The sequence below is a fragment of the Ruegeria sp. C11 genome (assembly GCF_056537725.1).
The window spans coordinates 444,229-468,654 of the sequence record NZ_JBQFSB010000001.1; the positions used below are offsets into that span (position 1 = coordinate 444,229).

Sequence of the window (24,426 nt, forward strand, 5' to 3'; positions counted from 1 at the left end):
CCTCTTTCGCTTGTTGTTGCGGACAGGTATGCACCGGGCATGGAATGGAAGATCACAGACGGGCTGACCGACTATGCAGCCGCAGTATCCTTTATGGAGGAGCGCGCGGCGGCTATTGCTGCGGGTCAGGCCGATGAATGTATCTGGCTGCTGGAACATCCGCCACTTTACACCGCGGGCACGTCGGCCCGCCGTGAGGACCTAACTGACCCGGATCGCTTTCCGGTCTACGAGAGCAAACGCGGCGGTCAGTACACCTATCACGGGCCGGGACAGCGGGTGGTGTACGTCATGCTGGATGTCGGCAAGCGCGGTCACGACGTTCGGAAATTTGTGAAACAGCTCGAATCCTGGGTGATCGCGGCTCTTGCTGAATTCAACGTGCGCGGCGAGATTCGGGATGGGCGCGTTGGTGTTTGGGTTCAGCGCAATGACAAACCGCTGACCGTTTCTGGCGCCCCTGCCGAAGACAAGATTGCCGCCATCGGAATCCGGCTGCGGAAATGGATTAGTTTTCACGGCATCTCGATCAATGTCGAACCCGAACTGGATCACTTTTCGGGAATTGTGCCCTGCGGCATCTCTGAACATGGTGTGACATCATTGGTGGATTTGGGCCTGCCGGTTACCATGGCGGATGTGGACGTCGCGCTGCGTCGCACGTTTGATGAAGTTTTCGAAAGCACCCAAGTCTGAACTTTCCGACCACCGCGAATCACTGTGAGACTTCGAGGCGAATGACAATCGGCTAGATTCTCCGGTTCTGTTTCTGATCAAGGCGAAAGATTTCCTGTGTATCGGGAATTTTCCCTTATTTTTCGGTGAATCTTCAAATCCGGCCAATACAAACGCAGCAGTCGAGGGTAATATGAATCTACCATTCTCAGAGTGAGTGGTGCGTTAAACCGGAAATCGCGGACTATCCGTGTGGACCGATAAGTGCTTGGTTACGAGTCTGCCGTTCCGACCCCATATCGGAACGGCAATTCCTTTTCCGGACCTGCTATTCTTCGAGATGCCCAAACCTGGACGAGCCGATACAGGCGCTGTCCTCACATTCCAGTTCCAGCGTTGCATGCGAAATTTCAAAGCTGTCGTGCAGAGCGGACTTTACTGCCGTTTTGATCTCTTCGCCGCTCATCCATGCATCGGGCGCAATTACGAGATGCGCCGTGAGAGCCGCCTGTCGTTCCTGCATACTCCAAAGATGCACGTGATGAACTTGGGCCACACCTTCGACGCTCTCCATGGCGGTCGCGACCTCTTCGGGGTCAAGACCCGGTGGTGCGCCAAGCATCAGCACCCGAACGGTGTCGCCGATTTCGGCCTTTACATGCCAAAGAATGTAAAGCGAGATCAGGATCGTTACTGCCGGATCAACCCAGGTCCATTCAAACAGGATCACAGCACTGCCCGCCACAATAACGGCAACTGATCCCAGAGCATCAGCAACATTGTGGATGAACGCAGCCCGGATGTTCATGCTGTCTTTGGCCATCGTGTAGGTCAGCGCCGCGGTGATCAGATCGACGATCAGGGCAAGTGCCGCGATCCAGACCACAACCCAACCGTTAATCGGCTCGGGCTGCCAAAAGCGCATGATGCCTTCATACAGAAGATAGACAGACAGAACTACAAGCGTCGTGTAGTTGACCAAGGCTGCCACAACCTCGGCCCGTCCGTAACCAAAGCTCATACGGGCATCCGCGGGTCGTCGCGCGATCTTGCGGGCGAAAAAGGCGATAATCAGCGCGATTGCGTCCGAAAAGTTGTGCAGAGCATCGGCAATCAACGCGAGCGAGCCGGACAGAATACCGCCAAACACCTGCGCCACGGTCAGGATCATGTTGACGGCTATAGCCCAGGCAACCCTCGCATCTCCGGATTGAGGGTCAATATGATGATGAGCGTGTCCGTGACCCGCATGTGAATGGTCATGAGCCATTGTTGTGCGTCCCTTGTTCTGGTCCGACACTACATGTAATTCCTCTAGTCACTAGAGGTTCAAGAGGCTTTGGAAAATTGTTTTCAATCGGAGATCTGTCGCGACGAACCGGGGTCAAAGTTCCCACGATCCGGTTTTACGAAGAAAGGGGGTTGTTGCCCCACCCCGAACGCACGGCAGGTAATCAGCGCCGCTATGATCAGGTCGCGCTGGACCGTTTGAAATTCATCCGCCATTCCCGTGATCTGGGATTGCCGCTGGCGGATATCGAGGCACTGCTTTCACTTGAAGGCGCGCGCGGGAACGACCTTGATCGCGCTCATGAAATTGCGGAACGGCAACTGGCGGATCTGCGCAACCGCATAACCCAGCTACGCCGTCTTGAGACGGAACTCGCCCGCATCGCGACCGCCTGTGATGGGCGCCACGATCACGTGTGCGCCGTCCTTCACGCGTTTGGCGATCACGATACCTGTTCGGGATCGCACTGATTGCGTGCCTGATTCAGTCCAGTGCAGCGCGGATTTTTTCCGCATGTTCCGCGATCAGGTCAAAATCTCCCATTGTGCCGGGTGGGCGGATTGAAACGCCCTCATAGCGTGGCAAAACGTGGAAGTGCAGGTGAAACACCTCCTGCCCCCCTGCAGCCTCGTTGAATTGCTGAACGGTGACCCCGTCCGCGTCAAAAGCCTTCATCACCGCTTGCCCCATCTTTTGGACGGTCGCCATAACCGATGCCAGTTGCTCGGGTGATGCATCCAACACGTTGCGGCACGGGGTCTTTGGAATGACCAGAAGATGGCCATCCGACCGGGGCATGATATCCATGAAAGCCAATGTATCGTCATCTTCGTAGACGCGCGTTGATGGGATTTCGTCACGAAGAATTTTCGCAAAGATATTTTCGGAATCGTAGTCGGTCATAACGGATCTCCGGTCTGGGTACTTGCGCTTGTTTTTGCGGGCACCATCGCTGACGGTCAAGCACAGAAAATGCCGCTGCCCCGGTACAAAATCCCTCAGCCGCTGAAATTCTGACCGTGCCAGACGCTGCGCTTGAAAACTGACAGACGCCCCCCATATTGCGCCTGTCTGCGTCCTTGCGTCGGGTGGTGCCGTGTACCCCCCGCGACAATTATTCTTGATCCAGATCAAACTCGACCATTGAAGGTCACCCCCTCACCTTCTAAAACCAGCAGGAATCCCGCGCGCCGGAGAGGTCCGGCTGCGCGGTTTAGTTGCAACAGGAGGCACCTAAATGGCAGACGCAGCCATTCATGGTCACGAGCATGAAGACAATCGCGGTTTCTTTACCCGCTGGTTCATGTCGACCAACCACAAGGACATCGGGCTTCTTTACCTGATCTTCTCGGCGATCGCCGGTCTGATCTCGGTTCTGATGACCGTCTACATGCGGCTTGAACTGATGCACCCCGGTGTTCAGTACATGTGCCTGGAAGGGTTCATGGCCGATCCTTGTACACCAAACGGACACCTGTGGAACGTGATGATCACCTATCACGGTGTTCTTATGATGTTCTTCGTGGTCATCCCGGCCCTCTTCGGCGGATTTGGCAACTATTTCATGCCGTTGCAGATCGGCGCGCCGGATATGGCGTTCCCGCGGATGAACAACCTGTCCTTCTGGCTGTACGTCGCCGGTACATCGCTGGGTGTGGCATCGCTGCTGAGCCCCGGTGGTAACGACCAGCTCGGTTCGGGCGTGGGCTGGGTTCTGTACCCGCCGCTGTCGACGACCGAAGGCGGCATGTCCATGGACCTTGCGATCTTTGCCGTACACGTATCGGGCGCCTCCTCGATCCTCGGCGCGATCAACATGATCACCACCTTCCTGAACATGCGTGCCCCGGGCATGACCCTGTTCAAGGTACCGCTGTTCAGCTGGTCGATCTTCGTCACCTCGTGGCTGATTCTTCTGTCGCTGCCGGTTCTGGCGGGCGCGATCACCATGCTGTTGATGGACCGCAACTTTGGTTTCACCTTCTTTGATCCGGCCGGTGGCGGTGACCCGATCCTGTATCAGCACATCCTGTGGTTCTTTGGCCACCCGGAAGTGTACATCGTGATCCTGCCCGGTTTCGGCATCATTAGCCACGTGATCGCGACCTTCTCGCGCAAGCCTATCTTCGGCTACCTGCCGATGGTCTGGGCGATCATCGCGATCGGTGTTCTGGGCTTTGTCGTGTGGGCGCACCACATGTACACCGTTGGCATGTCGCTGCGTCAGCAGGCGTATTTCATGCTGGCCACGATGGTCATCGCGGTTCCGACCGGCGTTAAGGTTTTCTCGTGGATCGCGACCATGTGGGGCGGCTCGATCGAGTTCAAGACGCCCATGCTGTTCGCCTTCGGTTTCCTGTTCCTGTTCACCGTTGGCGGTGTGACCGGTGTGGTTCTGTCGCAGGCTGGCGTGGACCGTGCCTATCACGACACCTACTACGTGGTTGCGCACTTCCACTATGTGATGTCGCTTGGCGCCGTCTTTGCCATCTTTGCCGGTGTGTACTTCTACTTCGGCAAGATGACCGGACGCATGTATTCCGAGTTCTGGGGCAAGGTTCACTTCTGGCTGTTCTTCATCGGCGCCAACCTGACCTTCTTCCCGCAGCACTTCCTGGGCCGTCAGGGCATGCCGCGCCGCTACATCGACTACCCCGAGGCGTTTGCCCAGTGGAACTATGTATCGTCAATTGGTGCCTTCGTGTCCTTCGCCTCGTTCCTGCTGTTCTTCGGCATCGTGTTCTACGCCCTGTTCCGTGGCGCACGTGTGACCCAGAACAACTACTGGAACGAATATGCGGATACACTGGAGTGGACCCTGCCTTCGCCGCCGCCCGAACATACCTTCGAGCAGCTGCCCAAGCAGGAAGACTGGGACAAGGGCCACGCGCACTGATCCCGGCACCAGCAAACTAAAAGAAAACCCCGCCGTATCCCGGCGGGGTTTTTTCATTGCGTTGCGGTGCTGGCGCCTGCCCAAAGTGGCCAAGTATCGCCAGAATCCCAAAAATCCGCTATTCTTGACGGGGCCGCGAACAGGTTATCCGGAGATTTCAGATGCCCGAGATTGATTTTTGGTATTCCATTGGCAGTACATATTCCTTCCTGACGGTGATGCGTCTGAATGACTGGTGCACCGAACATGATGCCAAAGTCCGGTGGCGCCCGTTCAACGTGCGAACCGTTATGCTGGATCAGCAGAACATCCCCTTTGCCGGCAAACCGGCAAAAACGGAATATATGTGGCGCGACATCGAACGGCGCGCCGCCAAGTATGGCGTACATGCAAGCCTTCCGGCCCCCTACCCGATTTCCGATCTGGCGCTTGCAAATCAGGTGGCACTTTTGGGAATGAAGGATGGTTGGGGTGAACGTTTTACGCAGGCTCTTTACCGCATTTGGTTCGAAGAAGGCATCGAAGCCGGCAGCGAAGCGGCGCTGACCGAAGCCCTTCACCGCTCCGAGCAGGATCCATCGCCTGTGCTTGCCCGTGCACGCGAGCCCGAAACCATGGCGGCACTGGACGAGGAAACAAATACCGCTGTTTCACTGGGCGTATTCGGCGCCCCCAGCTTTGTTGTTCAGAGCGAGGTTTTCTGGGGCGACGACAGGCTTGACGACGCGCTATCATGGGCCCAGGTCGGTCACGTGGTCTGACGGGTCAAACCACAATCGACATCTTAAAACACCGCGCTATTCTTCGCCTATGCCCTATAGGTGGAGTCAAACCTCGGATTCGGTGCAGGAACTGCGCTTGTGGCCGCACAATTCGCTGCCGCCACAAGGTGCCATGGTTACCGTAGTTCTGGTGTTTCTATTCGGCTCGATCCCGCTGCTTGCGGTTCTGGGATCGGTCATCTTGTGGGGGTTACTGCCGTTTCTGCTGCTGAGTGTGCTGGGCCTGTGGCTGGCGTTCAAATCAAACTATCGGGCGCGCAGCGTATTCGAGGTCCTGACGCTATCCCACAACCAGGCCCGGCTGGTGCGTCATAACCCGCACGGGCGAAAGCAGGAATGGAACTGCAACCGCTATTGGGCACGCCCCGAGATACACAAACACGGCGGGCCGGTTCCCAATTATGTCACATTGGTCGGGGACGGCCGCGAAGTGGAAATCGGTTCATTTCTGTCCGAGGACGAACGCGTCGAACTTTATGGCGAACTTGTCGCCAAGCTGCGCAGTGAATCTGCCCAGTAAACTCGCTCAATTATGTGCTTTACTGATCAGCAATCGCCATTCGGCGCGGCACACAACTGGTCTTTGACCATGGGTCCGACCTTGCCGAAATCCATCTGACCGGTGAATCGCGACTTCAGCTCGCCCATGACCTTGCCCATGTCCCTGATCGAGCCCGCACCGGTTGCTGTAATCGCTGCGTGAATGGCCGCCGTTACCTCGTCATCGTCCATCTGCTTGGGCAGGAATTCCTCGATGACGGCAACTTCACGCAGTTCACGCTCGGCGAGATCCAGACGCCCGCCCTCTTCATAGGCACGCGCGCTTTCCTTGCGCTGCTTGGTCATTTTCCCAAGGATTTCAAGCACCTCGGCATCGCCGCAACCTTTGGCTTCTTCATTGTCAGAGCCGCGCGTCGCGATATCCCTGTCCTTGATCGCAGCATTGATCAAACGCAGGGTCGACAGCCTTTCAGCCGCCTTGTCTTTCATTGCCTGTTTAAGGGCGTTGTTCACCCTTGTTCGCATATCCATATGATCTGCCCATCCCCATGGAACCGGAAACCTGAACATATCGAAACAAAAAGCGCGACACAACAGCAGAGCATATATGCTAACCTATTGAAAAATAACAATAGCCCAAAAATTGATCAGACTTGACCCAGCGGCTCAACCCCCTTAGGAATGCGCCGATTTACCCAGCAGGAGAGTCGCGCCATGGCCCAGAATGCCACGTCCAAGCCCACCGCATGTCTGGCTTTGGCCGATGGAACACTGTTCTACGGACACGGCTTCGGCGCCACAGGTCAAACAGTTGCGGAATTGTGCTTTAACACCGCGATGACCGGCTATCAGGAGATCATGACGGACCCGTCCTATGCGGGGCAGATCGTGACCTTCACCTTCCCCCATATCGGAAACGTCGGCGTCAACCCCGAGGATGACGAGACCGGTGATCCAGTTGCCGAAGGCATGGTCGTCAAATGGGACCCGACCGAGCCGTCAAACTGGCGCTCGGCCGAGGAACTCAAGGACTGGCTGGCAAAACGGGGACGGATCGCCATCGGTGGCGTCGACACCCGCCGCCTGACCCGCGCAATCCGGCAACAGGGCGCGCCGCATGTCGCCCTGGCCCACGATCCCGACGGCAACTTCGATATCGAAGCTCTGGTCGCGGCTGCGCGTGGATTTGCAGGTCTTGAGGGCATGGATCTGGCCAAGGAAGTCACCTGCTCGCAAAGCTATCGCTGGGATGAGATGCGTTGGGCCTGGCCGGACGGCTATGCACGCCAGGAAGCACCGGTACACAAGGTTGTTGCGATCGACTATGGTGCCAAGCGCAACATTTTGCGCTGCCTTGCGTCCGCCGGATGCGATGTCACCGTCCTTCCGGCCACGGCAACCGCTGCCGAAGTGCTGGCCCACAACCCGGATGGCGTGTTCCTGTCAAACGGCCCCGGCGACCCGGCCGCAACCGGCGAATATGCCGTGCCGATGATCAAAGAGATTCTGGACAACACCGAATTGCCTGTTTTCGGCATCTGCCTTGGCCATCAGATGCTGGCGCTGGCGCTTGGTGGCCAGACCATCAAGATGAACCACGGCCACCATGGCGCAAACCACCCGGTCAAGGACCTGGAGACCGGCAAGGTCGAAATCACGTCGATGAACCACGGTTTCGCCGTTGACGCCCAGTCGCTGCCGGATGGTGTGACGGAGACGCACAAGTCGCTGTTCGACGGATCGAACTGCGGTATCCGCATGACCGACCGCCCTGTTTATTCGGTTCAGTATCACCCCGAGGCTTCACCCGGACCGCAGGACAGTTTTTATCTGTTCGAACGGTTCTCGGCCGCAATGGCCGAGAGAAAAGAACAGGTGTAACAACCTGCATAATCAGCCTTAACGGGCCATTAACCTTGTTCGAGCAACTCTGGCGCCAGTCCAAAGCGCCGGAGTGGCTTGATGAGTGAACATAACCTCCAACGCCTAGCGCCCGCCCACCCGGTTGCCCGCATGCGGCCACCGGTGCCGCTGGGGCGGATTCTGACCACGCGCGGTGTTATTGACGATGCGCAGTTGCAGCGGGCGCTGCACCTGCAATCCCGTCAGAACGCACCGCTGGGTGAAATCCTTGTGGGTGAAGGCTGGGTGAACCGGGGCGAGGTGCTGGACGCGCTGGCCGAACAGAACGGGATGCAGATTGCAGACCTGCAGGCCACGCCACCAGATGCCGCGCTTTGTGCGATGCAGCCCGTTGAGTTTTGGCTGAAGAATAACGTTATTCCTTGGATGCGCATTGGACCGATTGTCCTGATCGCTACGTTCCGGCCAGACCGGTTCAATGAAATACGTGATGCGTTGCAGGCAGAGGGGCAAACGTTTGTTCCCGTTCTCGCCAGCATGGATCAAATCGACGCTGCCATTGCCAGCCAATACTCTCGCCCGTTGGCGCTGGCGGCCGAAAGGCGTGTTGAGCCTTCGCAAAGTTGCCGAACCTGGACACCTTCATCACGGACGTCTTGCGCGGCCCTGTTTCTCATGGCGGCCTGTGTTTTTGTGCTGGCACCTCAGTCTGGCTTCACAATCCTGTTTGTAATTGCGCTTATCACCTTAATCTTATTCATGATGCTGCGGTTTGCAGGCCTGATCGCCTTTGTTCAGGACCGGATTGGCCGCATGTCCGCCAAGACCGAACCCACCCCCGCCGATCACCGTTTGCCCTGCGTTTCGATATTGGTCCCGCTTTATCAGGAGCGCGCCGTGGCTGATGTGCTGATACGCCGGCTTCAACGTCTGACCTACCCGCGTTCTCTGCTGGACGTAATTCTGGTCCTTGAAGAAAAAGACCATGTGACCCGGGATGCCCTTGCCCAGATCGACCTGCCCAGCTGGGTCCGCGCCATCGAAGTCCCCGGCCTGAACGGTTTGACCACAAAACCGCGGGCGATGAACTATGCGCTGGATTTCTGTCGCGGAGAAATACTGGGCGTTTGGGATGCCGAGGACGCCCCGGCCCCGGATCAGATCGAAAAGGTTGTCCAGCGGTTTGGGCAGACACCAAGGGATGTCGTTTGCCTGCAAGGTATTCTGGACTACTACAACCCCCGCACAAACTGGCGTTCGCGCTGCTTCACCATCGAATATTGTGGCTGGTTCCGCGTCATCCTGCCCGGAATAGCCAGAATGGGCCTTGTGATGCCGCTGGGCGGAACCACCTTCTTTTTCCGGCGCGAAGTACTGGAGGAACTTGGCGGCTGGGACGCCCATAACGTAACCGAAGACGCGGACCTTGGGGTCCGGCTGTGCCGCGCCGGATACCGGTCAGAAATGATTGATGCCGTTACCTATGAAGAGGCCAATTTTCGTGCATGGCCCTGGGTCAAACAGCGTTCGCGGTGGCTAAAGGGATTCATGGTCACATATCTGGTGCATATGCGCTCGCCCGCCGGTTTGCTGCGCGATCTGGGGGTGAAACAATTTCTGGGGGTGCAGGCATTCTTTCTTGGCACATTGGGGCAATTCCTTCTGGCCCCGGTGCTCTGGGCGTTCTGGTTGATTTTCCTTGGCCTGCCGGAACCTGTTACCAGCCTATTTTCTTCCCAGCTGATACTTGGCTGCACAGTCCTGTTTCTGGTGGCAGAGGCGCTCAATCTGTTGATCGGCGTGATCGGTGTGTCGTCGCGACAGCGGCGATTCCTGATCCCGTGGGTGCCGACTATGGTGCTGTACTATCCACTGGGGGTCGTGGCCGCCTACAAAGCCCTGTGGGAACTGGCGGCCAAACCTTTCTTTTGGGACAAGACAGAACACGGGCATGCCGACGAAGAAAACGCCGTGCTCTGATCCTCAGCGGCTTTCCCGCCGATCCGCGTCCTGCTTGAGGCGGGTCATGAAGGCAATCGAGATATGATCCGTCAGCGCCTTGTCTGCCGCATCCTCGTCCCGGGCAGCAATCGCTTCGACTATGGCCTTATGCTCACCCTGTGCGATTTCACCCCTGCCCTGCGCCGCAAGCGACGTTGTTGCCATCAGAGCCATTGTGCGGTGCACAAGATCAAGCTGCTGAACGAGATAGCGATTGTGTGACGCCAGATGAATCTGTTCGTGGAACCTGCGATTGGCGCGGGACAGAGCGGTCGGGTCATTCACCAGTGCATCGTCCTCCTGCACCATATCCCGTAGAACCTGAATTTCCTCTTTGGTCGCATGACGGGCGGCAAGACGCGCCGCTAGCCCTTCCAACTCGCGCCGGACAACGTACAACTCCGCCATCTGGTTGTGGTCAAGAGAGGCCACGATCAGTGACCGCCCATCCCGTTCCAGCAGAGACTGCGTTTCCAGACGTTGCAGTGCCTCGCGGATCGGCGTGCGCGACACGCCGAACCGTTCGGCAAGTTCAATTTCAACCAGACGATCGCCGGGTTTATAGACGCCTACGTCTATTGCTTCCAATATCAGGCTATAGGCGTCTTTGTTGGTCTGACTCATCTGTCGTTTTCTCCCTGTTCGGAACTGTCTATCCGCCACACCGACACGCGATCAAGCCCGGGCATTGAAAACCGCGCCATCGCGTCCTAAACCCATGGCATGGTCAAGCCTGCATTCGCCCACGTCACCCAATGGGTGTTCGATCTCGATAACACTCTGTACCCGCCACACATGCGCCTGTTCGATCAGATCGAGGTGCTGATGACCAACTATGTGGTACAGGCCCTTGGTGTTGAAAAGACCGAGGCCGACCGCCTGCGGTCTCATTACTGGCGGCAATACGGGACAACGCTGGCCGGGCTGATGGCCGAACACGATCTTGATCCCGTTCCCTATCTGCATGCGGTTCATCAGGTCGACATGAGCCACATGGAGCCTGACAAGGCGCTGGCCGATCACATCCGTGCACTGCCCGGAAGGCGTATCGTCTATACCAACGGCAGCGCGCCCTATGCCGAAAGGGTACTCGCGGCGCGAGGGCTAAGCGGGTTGTTCGATGCGATCTATGGGGTGGAACACGCCGACTATCGTCCGAAACCGGAGCGGGACGCGTTCGAGGCGATCTTTGCGCAAGACGGAATCGACGCGACAAAGGCCGCCATGTTCGAAGATGATCCACGCAACCTTGCCGCCCCCCATCAAATGGGAATGCGCACGGTGCATGTCGCGCCAGAGCCTCATGATGCCGATTTCATCCACCATCATACGGACGACCTGACGGGGTTTCTTGGCCGCCTTTGCTAATCCGTCAGACTGCGACGATCTGCGCCTGATACAGTCACTGCCCGGCACTTATATCCGCCGCAGCGACGAACAGAACGGAGAGTCCCATGAGCGCGATCGAAATGCCCCGCCGCCTGCCCATATGGCAGCGTCTGGTTTATTCCATCCCCCTGTTTGGCTGGATGGCTCGGGATGTGGCCGACGGGCAGCCCGAGGATTTGTGGTACACTGTCGCCGCGATCGTTGGCATGTGGGGCTGTTCGATCATGCTGTTCGGCCTGCCGGGGCTGTACCTGCCCGCGCTGGCCATGGTGCCAGTGATGTTTCTGATCCTTTTGCTCATCTCGCGCGGCTGACAAGCGGGACAGGATGTCACTTGGTATCCGGCGCGGATCGACCATAGGGTTCGCCAGCAACGGAGATACTCACCATGACTGACAGCTGTGACATCCTGATTTCCGGCGGCGGCATTGCCGGGCTGACCGCCGCGGCGGTATTTGGTGCGGCGGGTTTTGACGTCGTCTGCGTCGACCCCAGCCCGCCGATTACCGAACGGGATGTCGACGGGTCTGATCTGCGGACCACCGCATTCCTGCAACCCTCGCGCGGCTTGCTGGAGCAATGCGGTCTGTGGGCGCGGCTGGCAGAATATGCCGCGCCGCTGCAGGTCATGCGCATCGTGGATGCGGGCGGAGATGTTCCCGAACCCCGGGTGGTAAGGGACTTCAACGCTGCCGACATTTCCGATCAGCCGTTTGGATGGAATCTGCCGAACTGGCTGCTGCGGCGCGAGATGGTCGCACGTCTGGCCGAACTGCCCAATGTGGATTTTCGCCCCGGCACAGGCACAAGCAGCCTGTTCACGCGCACTGCTGAGGCGCGCTTAGGCCTGAGCGACGGCAGCCGCATCCGGTGCAAGTTGGTGATTGCCGCAGATGGCCGGAACTCGCCCATGCGCGAGGCCGCCGGAATTGACGTTCATACGACCCGCTATGGTCAAAAGGCGCTGGCCTTTGCCGTCACGCATCCGATCGCCCATGACAACGTCTCGACCGAAATCCATCGTTCGGGCGGGCCGTTCACACTAGTGCCCCTGCCCGACTGGCAAGGTCAACCATCCTCGGCGATTGTCTGGATGGAACGCGGGCCACGGGCGCTGGAATTGCTGAACCTGGACCCCGAAGAGTTCGAGGCCGCCATGACAGAACGGTCCTGTGGCCTGTTCGGTCCGCTCAAACTTGCTTCGCGCCGCACCATCTGGCCGATCATCAGTCAGTCCGCAGAGCGGCTGTCGGGCGAGCGTGTGGCGCTGATGGCAGAAGCTGCACATGTCGTGCCACCCATCGGCGCGCAGGGGTTGAACATGTCACTGGGCGACTTGCGCTGCCTGCTGGAACTGGCACAGGCGCGGCCCGACGGGCTTGGCGATGCGCAGATGCTGGATGCCTACCACAAGGCCCGCCATACCGAGGTCGAATTGCGGGTCAAAGGAATCGACCTGCTGAACCGTGCCTCGATGGTTGAAACCCGCGCCCTGCGGGACGCCCGGGCCATGGGCCTGAACGCGCTTTATTCACTGGCACCGGTACGAAAGACACTGATGCAGATGGGCCTCGGCGTGCGCTGAGGCCCAATCGAATTTACAGCACCTGATCCAGTGCTCGTCTCAGCCGGGAAATGGTGCCATCCACATCATAGAGCTTGTCCAGACCGAACAGGCCCAGCCGGAAGGTGCTAAAGCCTGCGGGCTCATCACACTGCAAGGGAACGCCTGCTGCGATCTGCATGCCCAGTGCGGCGAATTTCTTGCCATTCTGGATCTCGGGGTCAGAAGTATAGCTTACGACAACGCCCGGCGCTCCGAACCCTTCGGCAGCCACTGAAACGACCCCCTTGTCCTTCAGCATCGCGCGAACGCCATTGCCCAGCGCCCACTGCGCCTCGCGCAGCTTTTCAAAGCCGTAGTCCTTGGTTTCCAACATCGTATCGCGAAATGCGCGGAGGGCATCCGTCGGCATGGTCGCGTGATAGGCATGACCGCCGTTCTCATACGCCTGCATGATCTGGCGCCATTTCTTCAGATCTATGGCAAAACTGTCCGAAGTCGTTTCGTCCAGGCGCGCCCCGGCCCGCTCGGACAACATGACCAGCCCGGCACAGGGCGACGCGCTCCACCCCTTTTGCGGGGCCGAGATCAGGACGTCGACACCTGTCGCCTTCATATCTACCCAGACACAGCCCGAGGCGATGCAGTCCAGCACCATCAACGCGCCGACCTCGTGCGCGGCGGAGGCCATGGCGGTGATGTAGTCGTCTGGCAGGATCACACCGGCAGCGGTTTCAACATGCGGCGCAAACACGATGCCCGGACGCTGTTCCCGAATGGTCGCCACGACCTCTTCGATCGGTGCAGGGGCAAATGGTGATGGATTTGAGTTGCCTGTTTGCCTGGCTTTCATCACGGTACTTGATGCCGTCAGGCCGCCGGTTTCAAAAATCTGGCTCCAGCGATAGGAAAACCAGCCATTCCGTACCACCAGCACATCGGCACCGCGTGCAAACTGGCGGGCGACTGCTTCCATCCCGTAGGTCCCGCCACCCGGGATCACCGCCACTCCGTCGGCATTATAAACCTCGCCCAGCAAGGACGAGATATCCCGCATCACCTGCTGAAAGGCCGCGGACATATGATTGAGCGAGCGATCGGTGAAAACGACCGAGAATTCCTCGAGGCCGTCAGGGTCGACGGTTTCAAGCAGTGCAGGCATGTTTTGTCCTTTCTGACTGGTCCCGGAATTTCTGAACGTGGCAGCCGGGTTGGTAAAGCGCAAAATTCAATTCAAGTGACGCAAGGTCAAGTGCCTCTAGACCAGTCAACTCACCAAAAATGAGTAGTCAAGGCATTGAGAAATGGCGCCAAACAGCATTACGGCACCTTTACACTCCTGCGTGTTTCTGAACAGATATGCACACTCGTAACAAGAACGACGGAGGTCGCGTGACGGTTCAAAAACGGATAAGTTTCCAGGTCATACGTGACGAGGTGAAACGGCGTATCGAAAGCCGTGTCTGGCCTCAGGGTTCACTGTTGCCAACGGAAACGCAACTGGCCGAAGAATTCAATTGCGCCAGAGCCACCGTAAACCGCGCGCTCCGCGAACTTGCAGATCAGGGATTTGTCGAGCGTAAGCGAAAAAGCGGCACCAGGGTAAAGAAAGAACCCTCCAAACAAGCCAAGCTTGAGATTTCGCTGACCCGGCAGATGATCGAAGATCAGAACTCGGAATATCGGTATTGCTTGGTTGAACGTAACGTGATCCTCAGCCCTGCGTGGCTGGCCGCGCAACTTGGCGTGGCATCCGACACCCGCATCCTGCACGTCGTCTGTATGCATTACGCAGACAATCGCCCCTATCAACTGGAAGAACGCTGGATCAATATCGAGGTTCTACCCGACGTTGAGCAGGCGGATCTGAGTGAATCCGGCCCTCATGAATGGTTGTTGAGCGCGGCGCCCTTCACCGATGCAGATGTCGCATTCTGCGCCATCTCGGCCGATGGAAGGCTGGCGGAGTTTTTGGGGACGACGACGGGCGCACCGATGATCCAGCTGGAGCGCACCACCCGGCTTACCGGACAGCCCGTGACGTTTGCCCGCATGACCCACCAACCCGGTTTTTGCGTCAGAACCAGTTACTGACACCGGGTCATCCGATGGGGCCAGGAAGACGCTCCTCGCTCAGCAGAACATTTGCCTCGACATCACCGGCGCCGGGCAAAGTCATGATCCGTCGCCGCAAAACCCGCTCGAAATCTGAAAGATCCCGGGCAACGACCCGCAGACGATAGTCATAGAGCCCCAGAACATGTTCGACGGTTTGCACCTCGGGGATGGCGCTGACGGCGCGCTCGAAATCCTCCAGACTGATCTGCCCTTTCCGCGCCAGTTTCACGCCAAGAAAGACAGTGACACCAAATCCCAGCGCCTCGGCATTCAAACGCAACCGGCGCCCTTTGATGACACCTGCATCCTCCAGACGCCGAATGCGCCGCCACGTCGCCGGCTGGGACAGCCCGAACTTGCGTCCCAGCGCGCCTGCGCTTTGCGTAGCGTCCTGCGCCAGTGCGCGCAAAAGCTGTCTGTCAACATCGTCCAGCTCGATCATACCGGTAGAACCTCATCACGTTTCACCCGCGCGATATGCATCAGCGCCTCGATATCCGCGATGTGCGGCAAGGGCAGGATTCGGTCGCGATACAGCTTTTGATAGTGTGACATATCACGCGCCAAAACTGACAAACGAACGTCCACCCGGCCCAGAAACGTCTGAATCTCGATCACCTCGGGCACCTGACGCGCCCCGGCAATGAATTCATCAAAGGCACGCGGCTGCGTTTTGTCCAACGTCACCCGCAACGATACCTCAACGGCATAGCCAAGGGCCGTCCAGTCAATGACCGCCTCCTGACCTTCGATGATCCCTGCGGATTGCATCTTTTCGATCCGGCGCCAGCACACGCCCTGAGAGATCCGGCAACGTTCAGCCAGTTCAGCGGTGGACAGGCTGGGTTCGGCCTGAAAATGACGCAGGATACGCCGGTCGGTATCGTCCAGCATGATTTTTTCAACTTTTTCCAGAACTGCGAATTATTCTTTCGATCATTCCGGAATACTCGATCCCATCGCCATCGCCAATACTGTTTCGGCCCGATAAAAGCACGACAATCAAAACTGAAAGGACCGGCGAAATGCGCGTCTATTACGATCGCGATTGCGACATCAACCTGATCAAAGACAAAAAAGTGGCGATCCTGGGCTACGGTAGCCAAGGTCATGCCCACGCACTGAACCTGCGCGATTCGGGCGCGAAGAACCTTGTCGTCGCTCTGCGCGAGGGTTCCGCATCGGCCAAGAAAGCCGAAGCCGAAGGTCTGGAAGTCATGGGTATCGCCGAAGCGGCGGCTTGGTGCGACGTCATCATGTTCACCATGCCCGACGAACTGCAGGCCGAGACCTACAAGAAATACGTCCACGACAACATCAAGCCGGGCGCTGCAATCGCATTCGCACACGGCCTGAACGTGCATTTCGGCCTAATCGAGCCGAAAGAAGGCGTCGACGTCATCATGATGGCCCCCAAAGGCCCCGGCCACACCGTACGCGGCGAATATGTCAAAGGCGGCGGCGTGCCCTGTCTGGTTGCCGTGGACAAGGACGCGACCGGCAAGGCGCTGGAAATCGGTCTGTCCTACTGCTCGGCCATTGGTGGCGGACGTTCGGGCATCATCGAGACCAACTTCCGCGAAGAATGCGAAACCGACCTGTTCGGCGAACAGGCGGTTCTGTGCGGTGGTATCGTCGAACTGATCCGTTGCGGTTTCGAGACGCTGGTGGAGGCAGGTTATGCTCCTGAAATGGCCTATTTCGAGTGCCTGCACGAAACCAAGCTGATCGTTGACCTGATCTACGAAGGCGGCATCGCGAACATGGACTATTCGATCTCGAACACTGCCGAGTACGGCCAGTACGTCACCGGCCCGCGCATTCTGCCCTATGAGCAGACGAAGAAAGCGATGAAAGAGACCCTGTCGGACATCCAAACCGGCAAGTTCGTGCGCGACTTCATGCTGGAAAACGCTGTTGGTCAGCCGACCATCAAAGCGGCCCGCCGTCACAATGACGAGCATCAGATCGAGCAGGTTGGCAAGAAACTGCGCGACATGATGCCGTGGATTTCGGCTGGCAAGCTGGTCGATCAGGAAAAGAACTGATCAACAGATGCCGCAGCATCTGAAAAGGCGCCCAAATCGGGCGCCTTTTTTATTCGCATCAATCAGTAACGACCGAGTTCGATCTTCTTTTTCTCAAGGGTCTTGCCGTCAGATGACATCGCCTTGATGACTGCAAAATAGAGGTTGTTCCTGCCACCCGAGCATGGTGGCAGATAGCCTGCGGATTCATATTGACCCGTGCCGCGTGCAGCCGAAATCACCTTTGCCTTGCCTGGCAGACTACCCTTCAGTCCGGGCACCGAATACAACTCGGCCGAACTTCCTTTGACAGGATATCCGATTACCCCGTGACCGCCGTTTTTTGAAAGCGGGCGATAGCTACGGTCGTTGTATTCGACATAGACCCAGGCCGTACCATTTGGCAGCCCGCTCACCTGCATCGGCGGAGTTGCCCCCTTGCCCCCGAACAATGTGCATTGCTGCCCTTTCGGTACGCGCTTGCCATCCCATCCGCCCTGCAACGCAACGGACATGTCTGCCATTGCGGTGCCGGCACCAAGAATCAAAGCAGCGGCCACCAGGGTTCTCTTTACGAATTTCTGCACAAAAAAGTCTCCACAACATATTATAATTGCGCCATTTATCCTTTGTGTATTTTCGAATGACAAGGCATGTTTCCACGCAGACACCGCGTCCTTCCCGCTAAGTAGCCGCAAGTAGTTTTCGACCGGATCACGCATGACCGAAACCCCACAGATCACACTGAAAAGCTGGGCCATGATCGCGGCCCTGGGCTTTGTTTGGGGCGGCACTTTTCTTGTCATCGAGCTTGCACTGGAAAACATGACACCATTCTGGCTGGCCGCCTATCGGATCGGATTTGGTGCCCTGCTGAGCACGGTATTGTGGCAGGCCATGGGCGGGCGGTTGCTGGCCGCTCCGCCGGATCGGGACTGCCTGATTTCTCTGATCATCATCGGACTGCTGTCCTCGGCCGTGCCGTTTTCCCTGATTTCCTGGGGCCAGCAATATGTCACCTCGGGCTTTACCGGTGTTTCAATGGCCTCCATAGCCCTGATGATCGTTCCGTTGGCGCATTTTTTTGTGCCCGGCGAAAGGATGAGCCTGCGACGGGCGGTCGGATTCGGCATTGGCTTTGCGGGTGTGGCGCTACTGATCGGATCGCAAGCGTTTGAAAGCTCTGGCTCGGCGCGCGAATTGCCGGGACGGCTGGCCTGCCTGTCCGCCGCTGCCTGCTATGCGATCGGGTCCATTCTGATGCGCCGACTTCCTCCGGTAGATCCGATCGGGCTGTCCACCGTCTTGCTGTTGATCGGAGCGGTTGCAATTGTGCCAATGGCATGGATTGCGGAAGGACCGCCCACCCTGCCCGACCGACGTACATTACTTTTGGTGGCGTTTCTTGGCATGGTGCCGACTGCGGCAGCGAACATTTTGCGCGTGACCGTCGTACGCACGGCCGGGCCGGTTTTCATGAGCCTGACAAACTATCAGGTTCCGGTCTGGGCGGTGATTTTGGGCGCGGTGTTTCTGGGCGAACCGCTGCCGCCGACGTTGTTGTGGGCGTTGTTGCTTATTCTTGCCGGGCTGGTTCTCAGTCAGTTCGGCGCATTACGCAGACTGTTCACCCGGACCTAAACGGACACAGCGCTGGAAACAGCTTCCACAACGAAATCCACCGTGCGTTCCAGCAAAACCTCGTCTTCGCACTCTGCCATCACACGAATCAGCGGCTCGGTGCCGGATTTGCGGATCAACAGCCGCCCCTTTCCGTTCAGCGCCCCTTCGGCCTCGGCGATGGCGTTCTGAACTTTCGGCAGATCCAGCGGCGCCAGCCCCTCACCAAAACGCACGTTCTTCAACAGCTGCGGCACCGGTTCAAACTGGCGCGCCAGTTCCGAAGCAGACCGGCCCGATAAGACCATTTCAGCCAGAAAATGCAGCCCCGCCATCAAACCGTCGCCGGTGGTTGCATAATCGCTCATCACGATATGGCCCGACTGTTCGCCGCCAAGGTTGAAACCACCTTCTCTCATCCGCTCAACGACATATCGGTCACCGACCGCCGTGCGCTCAAGGCGCAGGTTTTGCGATTGCAGATGCCGTTCAAGGCCGAGGTTCGACATGACCGTTGCAACCAGCGCATCGCCTTTCAACTGACCGGATGCAGCCCAGCGCGACGCCAGCAGGGCCATCAACTGATCACCATCAGCAACATTGCCCTGTTCGTCGATCACCACGACCCGGTCCGCGTCTCCGTCAAGGCAGATACCTACATCCGCCCCATGGGCGACCACTGTTTCCGAGGCAACCTGCGGCTGGGTGGACCCGCAGCCGAGGTTGATGTTCTTGCCGTTGGGGGCAATTCCAACCGGTATGACGTCGGCGCCCAGTTCCCACAGGACCTCGGGCGCGGTTCGGTGCGCTGCGCCATTCGCGCAGTCGATCACCACCTTAAGCCCATCCAGCCGCAAATCGCGCGGCAGCGAGGATTTGACCCGTTCACCATATCGGAACCGGGCATCATCCACCCGCCGGGCGCGACCGATGTTGTGAGCTTGTGCAGCATTCACGCCTTCGTCGATCAGCTTTTCGATCTCGATCTCGGCCTGATCCGACAGCTTGAAACCGTCTGGACCAAAGAACTTGATGCCGTTGTCATCTGCAGGGTTATGACTGGCCGAGATCATGACCCCAAGATCCGCCCGCATCGACCGGGTCATCAGACCAACTGCCGGGGTCGGCACCGGACCCAGCAAAAGCACGTTCATTCCGGTCGATGTCAGACCCGCCGTCAGCGCATTTTCGAACATATAGCCGGACAGACGGGTATCCTTGCCGATCACCACCCGGTGCACGCCCGAGGAATCCCTGCGAAAATACCTCCCGACCGCCGCGCCGATGCGCAAGGCCATTTCGGCGGTCATCGGATGGGTATTTGCGGTGCCCCGCACCCCGTCGGTTCCGAACAGCTTGCGCATCAGTTGTGTCTCCAATGGTCCTTTGACGAGACAGACCTACCGGACGGCAGCCCACAGGCGCAAGGCCTGAGCCGTCTCGGCAACGTCATGCACCCGAATGATCTGCACGCCCTGCGCCAGCCCTGCCAACGCCACAGCAATCGAACCCGGCGCGCGGGCGTCTTTGCGCGGTTCATTCCCAATCCGGCCAATGAAACCCTTGCGCGACACACCCAATAGAAGAACGCATCCCAACCCGTGAAAAAGGCTCAGATTTTTGAGAAGGGTCAGATTGTGTTCCTCGCTCTTTCCAAAACCGATACCCGGATCGACGACGATCTTCCGCCGGTCCATCCCCAAGCCTTCCAGATGCTTCACGCGGTTTTCAAGAAAGTCATACACATCCAGCAGAACATCATCGTATTGCGGATCATCCTGCATGGTCGCGGGGTCGCCCTGAATATGCATGGCACATACGGGCATCTGCGCTGCAGCGCAAAAAGGGGCAAGGTCCGGATCAAAGGTAAATCCGGTTACGTCATTGACCAAACCGGCACCTGCCGCACATGCGGCCTTGGCCACCTCTGCCTTGCGGGTATCAATGGAAATCAGCGCATCGGTTGCATCCCGAATGGCCCTGACCAGCGGTTCGGTCCGCGAAATTTCTTCGTCTTCGGGCACAAAATTCGCACCGGGCCGTGTAGATTCCCCCCCGATATCCAGAATTGTTGCTCCATGAGAAACCATTTCTGCAGCCGCAGACCGCGCAGAATCTACCGAGTTGTGCCTGCCACCGTCTGAAAAGCTGTCCGGTGTGGCGTTAAGAATGCCCATGATGTGCGGTTGGTTCATACCGAGCCCGGCGATCGGTGCACGCGGGCTGGACAGACGTAAAAGCGCCTCGGAGGAAATATCTGAAACCGCAACGACCTCTGATCCGGCATCGCGACTTAACACCTCGACATGGGTAAACCACAAATCCTGGCCGGCCAGCGAAACAGCCTCAGCAGGACGCACACGCCCGTTTTGCACCAGCGGACGGCAGTATCGGGTCACAGTTGACTTTGCTCCACCGGAACGGCCCGCAAGGGAACGCTGGGCTTGTCCGGCAGCTCACCGCCGATCACCAGCATTTCGCTGGCCTCGAACGTGGCCGCGAACCATGCCGCCAGCGCCACGGCATCAGATGGCTTGGCCGAAGGGCCGTCCACCGCATCCAGCACGATTTTCGACGGGGCCCAGACGCAGATCTGTCCGTTCTTCATCGCCCAGTCCAGTTCGGTCCGGGTGGAAACGACCACGCAGCGATGATCCCGGGCGGCCAGAACCCAGGCGTTCTGTTCGATGGCCAAAAGATCGATCCGCCGCTGCGTCATTGCGTGACCGGTCTGGGAAACCGGCACCTCGGCAGCGCCGACGCACAGGATCAGGGGTCGCTTCCGGCTTTCCAGTTGATCAATCCAGACGGAAAGGTTTTCGGATGCAATGGCCTCATTCGCCAGAAACACCAGACGCGGGTGCGGGCGCTCTTCCTCGGTGACGTCGTGGTGAACTGCATCCTTGCCGCGCACGATCTCGACACCCAGCGCGCCCGGGCCGCGATCCAGTTTTTCGATTCGAACAAAGGCGCGTACGGCCTGCGGTTCAAGCAGGATACGTTCGGCCACACGTTCGGCCAGAGTTTCCAGCAGGTTCAGACGTTCTGCCGCAAGCTCGAAGGCGATGGCTTCGGTCACGCGGTCATAAGACAGGATGCGATCGACGTCGTCGTCAATCGGGTCTGTCAGTGGCTTTACTTCGACCACGATGTTAAAGCAAATGCGCTGGGTGGTGCCCCGCTCGGCCTGAAAGGCGCCGATCTCGACCTCGACAATGTGGTCACGCAACGAGATGCGGTCCAGCGGGCCAAGGGGCGCGGTCGCCTCGGACCGTTCCGAGGGGTGCGCAAAGGCAAGACGGATTTCAGAACTCATGGTTTTTCGGCCTTTTCGGGCTCTGCAGACAGGTCTGCACAAATTATACGTTGCGCGGGCCTATAGCACCCACGCAAACGCCATACCAGCGCTTGAATGCGGCGTCAGGTAACGCGAAACCAACTCATCATACCCGAAGCGGCATGGCCCAGCATATGGCAATGCAACAGCCAGTCGCCCGGATTATCCGCCACCAACACGATCTGCCGGCTATCGCCCCGGTCCACCAGAACGGTATCGCGCCACGGCCCTAATGTGCCGTCCGCCAAAACAAAACGAAAGTGGTGGCCGTGCAAGTGCATGGCGTGGGGAAACATGGTTTCATTGACAAAATCGATCCGGTGCACGGTACCTCTGGCTGCATCCAGAAACGGTGCTTCGGGACGCTCGGCGTGACCATTCAACGCCCAGAACCGTCCAAGATCGGCCAGTTCGCGGCCCGATAATTCAACCTCACCAATGCGGGCCTTTTCCAGCCAGCGCATGGCGCCGCCCTGCAGAACCATCCGGTGCTGCTGTGTATTATTCACATCAACGACGTCTGGCATACTGTTGGCAGGGAAAGGTTTTATGCCCGCCCGGGCGCTCCGAGAATGTTGACCAGAAACATCGAACCGGGTCAGACCAAAACTGCCATCCCGCTCGATACTCACAAGATTGGCGGCACTGCCGACCTCTGCCGTTACGTCCACAATCAGGTCCGCGCGTTGAGCAGGCGCTAACGGAAACGCGCCAGTGATTTCCTGCGGTTGCGCCAAAGGCATCCCGTCCACGGCCGCAATCCATCCCTTCAGCCCTTGCACTCCAATTTCGAATATCCGCGCATTTGCCGCGTTGATAATCCGCAACCTCAGCCGTTCGTTGCGTTTGACCGGATAGATCGGGTCAAAACGCCCGTTCACCGTGACGATATTGCCCAGCCGGCCCGCATGGCTCAGGTCATGCCCGTTGTCGAAATCACTTGCGATCTGAACGGTGTCGGGATCGATACGCCAGTCATCCAGCATAAGGGTCATATCCCGATCAATGTCGGGCGGACTGGGCTCATCAATGATCAGCGGGCCATAAAGCCCGCGCGCCACCTGCTCCATCGACCGGTTATGAGAGTGATACCAATATGTTCCGGCATCCGGTGCAACGAAATCGTAGTCAAAATGATCCCCCGACTTCACGACGTCCTGTGTCAGGCCGGGTACGCCGTCCATTGCGTTTTCGATGCGAATTCCGTGCCAATGCACGGCGGTTGGCTGCGGCAGGCTGTTGATCAACTGGCGCCGAACACGTGCACCCTGTGCCACCCGGATTTCCGGCCCCGGCGCGCTGCCTTCATATCCCCAAATCTGCGTCGGACCATAACCGTCAGGCGCGATCTGTTGATCCGCCTCGCGCGCCTCCAGAGTCTGTAAGGACGCCCGGACAGTCGCCGGAACCAACGAAATCGCGGTTGCAGTCTGAAGGAATTGTCTTCGGTTAAAACGCATTGCGGGCCTCCTGGCCCGCAATATAGGGTTCAGATTTTCGCGCGCCATAAAAGTTCCAGCGCGGGTGCGTCAATCAGTTGCTGCTCGCTGTGCGATAGTTGTGGCGGTAAAAGATATGCACACCGATCCGGGCCGTTTCCTTGTAGACGCGCGACCATGAAGGGCGAACCGCCTTCGTATGGTAATGAGTTGCGCCATCGGTCAGACCAACGGACACCCCATCAATCGCGGCTCGCGCAACCTTGGAAACGCGCTCATATGCCCGCTTTTCAGAGATGATTTCCTTGTGCCCATCACAGGTATAAGTGAACTGGCACTGATATTTGCGGCCGGTTCCCTGCTTGATCACGCCGCAAAGCGAATTGGGAAAGCGGCTGCTTTCAACGCGGTTAAGTATGACTTCGGCAACCGCAAACTGACCCTTGACGCTCTCGCCGCGGGCTTCAAAGTACAGGGCCTCGGCCAGGCACTTCCAATTTTCGTCACCTGACGCTTTCGGACGCTCGTCCAGCCAGTTCTTGGTATAGCTTACCTGAACCGGTTCGACCTTGTCCTTGGATTTGAAAACAGACAGATAATCCCGGAACTTTTGCCCGGGCATATCGCTCGGATCATTCCTGGACACAACTTCGATCGATCCATTTCTTGCGGACTCCCTCTCGGCGAAGGATACGTTCGGCAAAACAATTGCCATCGAAATGGCAGCAGCAACAACATAGCGTAGCATTCAGAAAACCTCGCACAGGCACTAACGCGCCATACCCTCCCCCGGCGGGCGCGACGAGGCTTCTACCCCAGACGATGCGAGACGTCCAGATCACAAAAAATTGCAAGAGGAAATTCGCCCGCAAGGTCAAAAACTTTAACCACAGGTCCATCCCAAACCCACTAATCCTTGGGGC

Annotated in this window: 26 protein-coding genes; 13 read left to right on the forward strand and 13 right to left on the reverse strand. The window is 58.1% G+C overall.

Going from position 1 to position 24,426, the window contains the following annotated elements; all coding sequences use genetic code 11:
* The first annotated feature begins 39 nt into the window (after nucleotides 1-39).
* Nucleotides 40-696: a lipoyl(octanoyl) transferase LipB gene (gene lipB, locus ACR0NA_RS02235; protein WP_480725750.1), complete on the forward strand. Its 657-nt coding sequence runs from the start codon at nucleotides 40-42 to the stop codon at nucleotides 694-696.
* A gap of 307 nt (nucleotides 697-1,003) precedes the next feature.
* Here lipB and ACR0NA_RS02240 read toward each other — a convergent pair whose 3' ends face one another.
* A complete protein-coding gene (locus tag ACR0NA_RS02240) occupies nucleotides 1,004-1,945 on the reverse strand; it encodes a cation diffusion facilitator family transporter (RefSeq protein ID WP_480725751.1) in 942 nt (313 codons plus the stop codon).
* Between the two features lie 77 nt (nucleotides 1,946-2,022).
* Between ACR0NA_RS02240 and ACR0NA_RS02245 the strand changes: the two genes are divergently transcribed.
* Nucleotides 2,023-2,436 carry a MerR family transcriptional regulator gene (locus ACR0NA_RS02245; protein WP_480725752.1) on the forward strand — a complete coding sequence of 138 codons (414 nt, stop codon included), beginning with the start codon at nucleotides 2,023-2,025 and terminating at the stop codon, nucleotides 2,434-2,436.
* A 13-nt stretch (nucleotides 2,437-2,449) separates the two neighbouring features.
* Here the strand turns inward: ACR0NA_RS02245 and ACR0NA_RS02250 are convergent, their stop codons facing one another.
* A complete protein-coding gene (locus tag ACR0NA_RS02250) occupies nucleotides 2,450-2,869 on the reverse strand; it encodes an HIT family protein (protein WP_480725753.1) in 420 nt (139 codons plus the stop codon).
* Between the two features lie 334 nt (nucleotides 2,870-3,203).
* Here ACR0NA_RS02250 and ctaD point away from each other — a divergent pair, with 334 nt between their 5' ends.
* The 3 genes from ctaD (at nucleotide 3,204) to ACR0NA_RS02265 (ending at nucleotide 6,164) form a co-directional block, all read left to right on the forward strand.
* Nucleotides 3,204-4,862, forward strand: a complete 1,659-nt coding sequence (gene ctaD, locus ACR0NA_RS02255; RefSeq protein ID WP_170651746.1) for a cytochrome c oxidase subunit I — start codon at nucleotides 3,204-3,206, stop codon at nucleotides 4,860-4,862.
* 161 nt (nucleotides 4,863-5,023) lie between these two features.
* Nucleotides 5,024-5,623, forward strand: a complete 600-nt coding sequence (locus ACR0NA_RS02260; protein ID WP_480725754.1) for a DsbA family protein — start codon at nucleotides 5,024-5,026, stop codon at nucleotides 5,621-5,623.
* Nucleotides 5,624-5,672: 49 nt separating this feature from the next.
* On the forward strand, nucleotides 5,673-6,164 hold the full coding sequence (locus ACR0NA_RS02265) for a DUF2244 domain-containing protein (protein ID WP_480725755.1): 492 nt from the start codon (nucleotides 5,673-5,675) through the stop codon (nucleotides 6,162-6,164).
* Nucleotides 6,165-6,190: 26 nt separating this feature from the next.
* On the opposite strand, the gene ACR0NA_RS02270 is transcribed toward ACR0NA_RS02265, so the two are convergent.
* On the reverse strand, nucleotides 6,191-6,676 hold the full coding sequence (locus ACR0NA_RS02270; RefSeq protein ID WP_480725756.1) for a GatB/YqeY domain-containing protein: 486 nt from the start codon (nucleotides 6,674-6,676) through the stop codon (nucleotides 6,191-6,193).
* A gap of 183 nt (nucleotides 6,677-6,859) precedes the next feature.
* Here ACR0NA_RS02270 and carA point away from each other — a divergent pair, with 183 nt between their 5' ends.
* The gene (gene carA, locus ACR0NA_RS02275) at nucleotides 6,860-8,026 is read left to right on the forward strand and encodes a glutamine-hydrolyzing carbamoyl-phosphate synthase small subunit (RefSeq protein WP_480725757.1); all 1,167 of its coding nucleotides are present in this window, start codon (nucleotides 6,860-6,862) and stop codon (nucleotides 8,024-8,026) included.
* Between the two features lie 81 nt (nucleotides 8,027-8,107).
* On the forward strand, nucleotides 8,108-9,988 hold the full coding sequence (locus ACR0NA_RS02280; RefSeq protein WP_480725758.1) for a glycosyltransferase: 1,881 nt from the start codon (nucleotides 8,108-8,110) through the stop codon (nucleotides 9,986-9,988).
* A gap of 3 nt (nucleotides 9,989-9,991) precedes the next feature.
* Here the strand turns inward: ACR0NA_RS02280 and ACR0NA_RS02285 are convergent, their stop codons facing one another.
* Complete coding sequence (locus ACR0NA_RS02285; RefSeq protein ID WP_480725759.1) at nucleotides 9,992-10,633, reverse strand: GntR family transcriptional regulator; 642 nt, start codon at nucleotides 10,631-10,633, stop codon at nucleotides 9,992-9,994.
* A 99-nt stretch (nucleotides 10,634-10,732) separates the two neighbouring features.
* Here ACR0NA_RS02285 and ACR0NA_RS02290 point away from each other — a divergent pair, with 99 nt between their 5' ends.
* From ACR0NA_RS02290 to ACR0NA_RS02300, 3 genes are all read left to right on the forward strand, one after another.
* Nucleotides 10,733-11,377, forward strand: coding sequence for a pyrimidine 5'-nucleotidase (locus ACR0NA_RS02290; protein ID WP_480725760.1), 645 nt, complete (start codon nucleotides 10,733-10,735; stop codon nucleotides 11,375-11,377).
* A gap of 86 nt (nucleotides 11,378-11,463) precedes the next feature.
* A complete protein-coding gene (locus tag ACR0NA_RS02295; protein ID WP_170651723.1) occupies nucleotides 11,464-11,712 on the forward strand; it encodes a hypothetical protein in 249 nt (82 codons plus the stop codon).
* Between the two features lie 74 nt (nucleotides 11,713-11,786).
* Nucleotides 11,787-12,983, forward strand: coding sequence for a UbiH/UbiF family hydroxylase (locus tag ACR0NA_RS02300; RefSeq protein WP_480725761.1), 1,197 nt, complete (start codon nucleotides 11,787-11,789; stop codon nucleotides 12,981-12,983).
* Between the two features lie 13 nt (nucleotides 12,984-12,996).
* Here ACR0NA_RS02300 and ACR0NA_RS02305 read toward each other — a convergent pair whose 3' ends face one another.
* Complete coding sequence (locus ACR0NA_RS02305; RefSeq protein WP_480725762.1) at nucleotides 12,997-14,124, reverse strand: aminotransferase class V-fold PLP-dependent enzyme; 1,128 nt, start codon at nucleotides 14,122-14,124, stop codon at nucleotides 12,997-12,999.
* Between the two features lie 230 nt (nucleotides 14,125-14,354).
* On the opposite strand from ACR0NA_RS02305, the gene ACR0NA_RS02310 reads away from it, so the two are divergent.
* The gene (locus ACR0NA_RS02310; RefSeq protein ID WP_170651718.1) at nucleotides 14,355-15,056 is read left to right on the forward strand and encodes a GntR family transcriptional regulator; all 702 of its coding nucleotides are present in this window, start codon (nucleotides 14,355-14,357) and stop codon (nucleotides 15,054-15,056) included.
* A 7-nt stretch (nucleotides 15,057-15,063) separates the two neighbouring features.
* On the opposite strand, the gene ACR0NA_RS02315 is transcribed toward ACR0NA_RS02310, so the two are convergent.
* Together ACR0NA_RS02315 and ACR0NA_RS02320 are read right to left on the reverse strand one after the other, a co-directional pair.
* Nucleotides 15,064-15,522: an Lrp/AsnC family transcriptional regulator gene (locus ACR0NA_RS02315; protein WP_170651717.1), complete on the reverse strand. Its 459-nt coding sequence runs from the start codon at nucleotides 15,520-15,522 to the stop codon at nucleotides 15,064-15,066.
* Nucleotides 15,519-15,974, reverse strand: a complete 456-nt coding sequence (locus ACR0NA_RS02320; RefSeq protein WP_170651716.1) for an Lrp/AsnC family transcriptional regulator — start codon at nucleotides 15,972-15,974, stop codon at nucleotides 15,519-15,521. Before ACR0NA_RS02320 ends, ACR0NA_RS02315 begins: the two co-directional genes overlap by 4 nt.
* A gap of 131 nt (nucleotides 15,975-16,105) precedes the next feature.
* On the opposite strand from ACR0NA_RS02320, the gene ilvC reads away from it, so the two are divergent.
* Nucleotides 16,106-17,128: a ketol-acid reductoisomerase gene (gene ilvC / locus ACR0NA_RS02325; protein WP_170651715.1), complete on the forward strand. Its 1,023-nt coding sequence runs from the start codon at nucleotides 16,106-16,108 to the stop codon at nucleotides 17,126-17,128.
* Between the two features lie 62 nt (nucleotides 17,129-17,190).
* On the opposite strand, the gene ACR0NA_RS02330 is transcribed toward ilvC, so the two are convergent.
* A complete protein-coding gene (locus ACR0NA_RS02330; protein WP_480725763.1) occupies nucleotides 17,191-17,829 on the reverse strand; it encodes a hypothetical protein in 639 nt (212 codons plus the stop codon).
* Between ACR0NA_RS02330 and ACR0NA_RS02335 the strand changes: the two genes are divergently transcribed.
* On the forward strand, nucleotides 17,828-18,748 hold the full coding sequence (locus ACR0NA_RS02335; protein WP_480725764.1) for a DMT family transporter: 921 nt from the start codon (nucleotides 17,828-17,830) through the stop codon (nucleotides 18,746-18,748). The two genes, ACR0NA_RS02330 and ACR0NA_RS02335, sit on opposite strands and share 2 nt — an antisense overlap.
* Here the strand turns inward: ACR0NA_RS02335 and glmM are convergent.
* The 5 genes from glmM to ACR0NA_RS02360 all read right to left on the reverse strand — a co-directional run bounded on the left by glmM (nucleotide 18,745) and on the right by ACR0NA_RS02360 (nucleotide 24,251).
* Nucleotides 18,745-20,091, reverse strand: coding sequence for a phosphoglucosamine mutase (gene glmM / locus ACR0NA_RS02340; protein ID WP_480725765.1), 1,347 nt, complete (start codon nucleotides 20,089-20,091; stop codon nucleotides 18,745-18,747). The two genes, ACR0NA_RS02335 and glmM, sit on opposite strands and share 4 nt — an antisense overlap.
* A 36-nt stretch (nucleotides 20,092-20,127) precedes the next feature.
* Nucleotides 20,128-21,126: a dihydropteroate synthase gene (gene folP, locus ACR0NA_RS02345; RefSeq protein ID WP_480725766.1), complete on the reverse strand. Its 999-nt coding sequence runs from the start codon at nucleotides 21,124-21,126 to the stop codon at nucleotides 20,128-20,130.
* A complete protein-coding gene (locus ACR0NA_RS02350; protein WP_480725767.1) occupies nucleotides 21,123-22,043 on the reverse strand; it encodes a dihydroneopterin aldolase in 921 nt (306 codons plus the stop codon). The genes folP and ACR0NA_RS02350 overlap by 4 nt, the downstream gene beginning before the upstream one ends.
* A 104-nt stretch (nucleotides 22,044-22,147) precedes the next feature.
* A complete protein-coding gene (locus ACR0NA_RS02355; RefSeq protein ID WP_480725768.1) occupies nucleotides 22,148-23,524 on the reverse strand; it encodes a multicopper oxidase family protein in 1,377 nt (458 codons plus the stop codon).
* 73 nt (nucleotides 23,525-23,597) lie between these two features.
* Nucleotides 23,598-24,251 (reverse strand): cell wall hydrolase, encoded by a 654-nt coding sequence (locus ACR0NA_RS02360; RefSeq protein ID WP_480725769.1) that lies wholly within the window; start codon nucleotides 24,249-24,251, stop codon nucleotides 23,598-23,600.
* Nucleotides 24,252-24,426 lie beyond the last annotated feature (175 nt).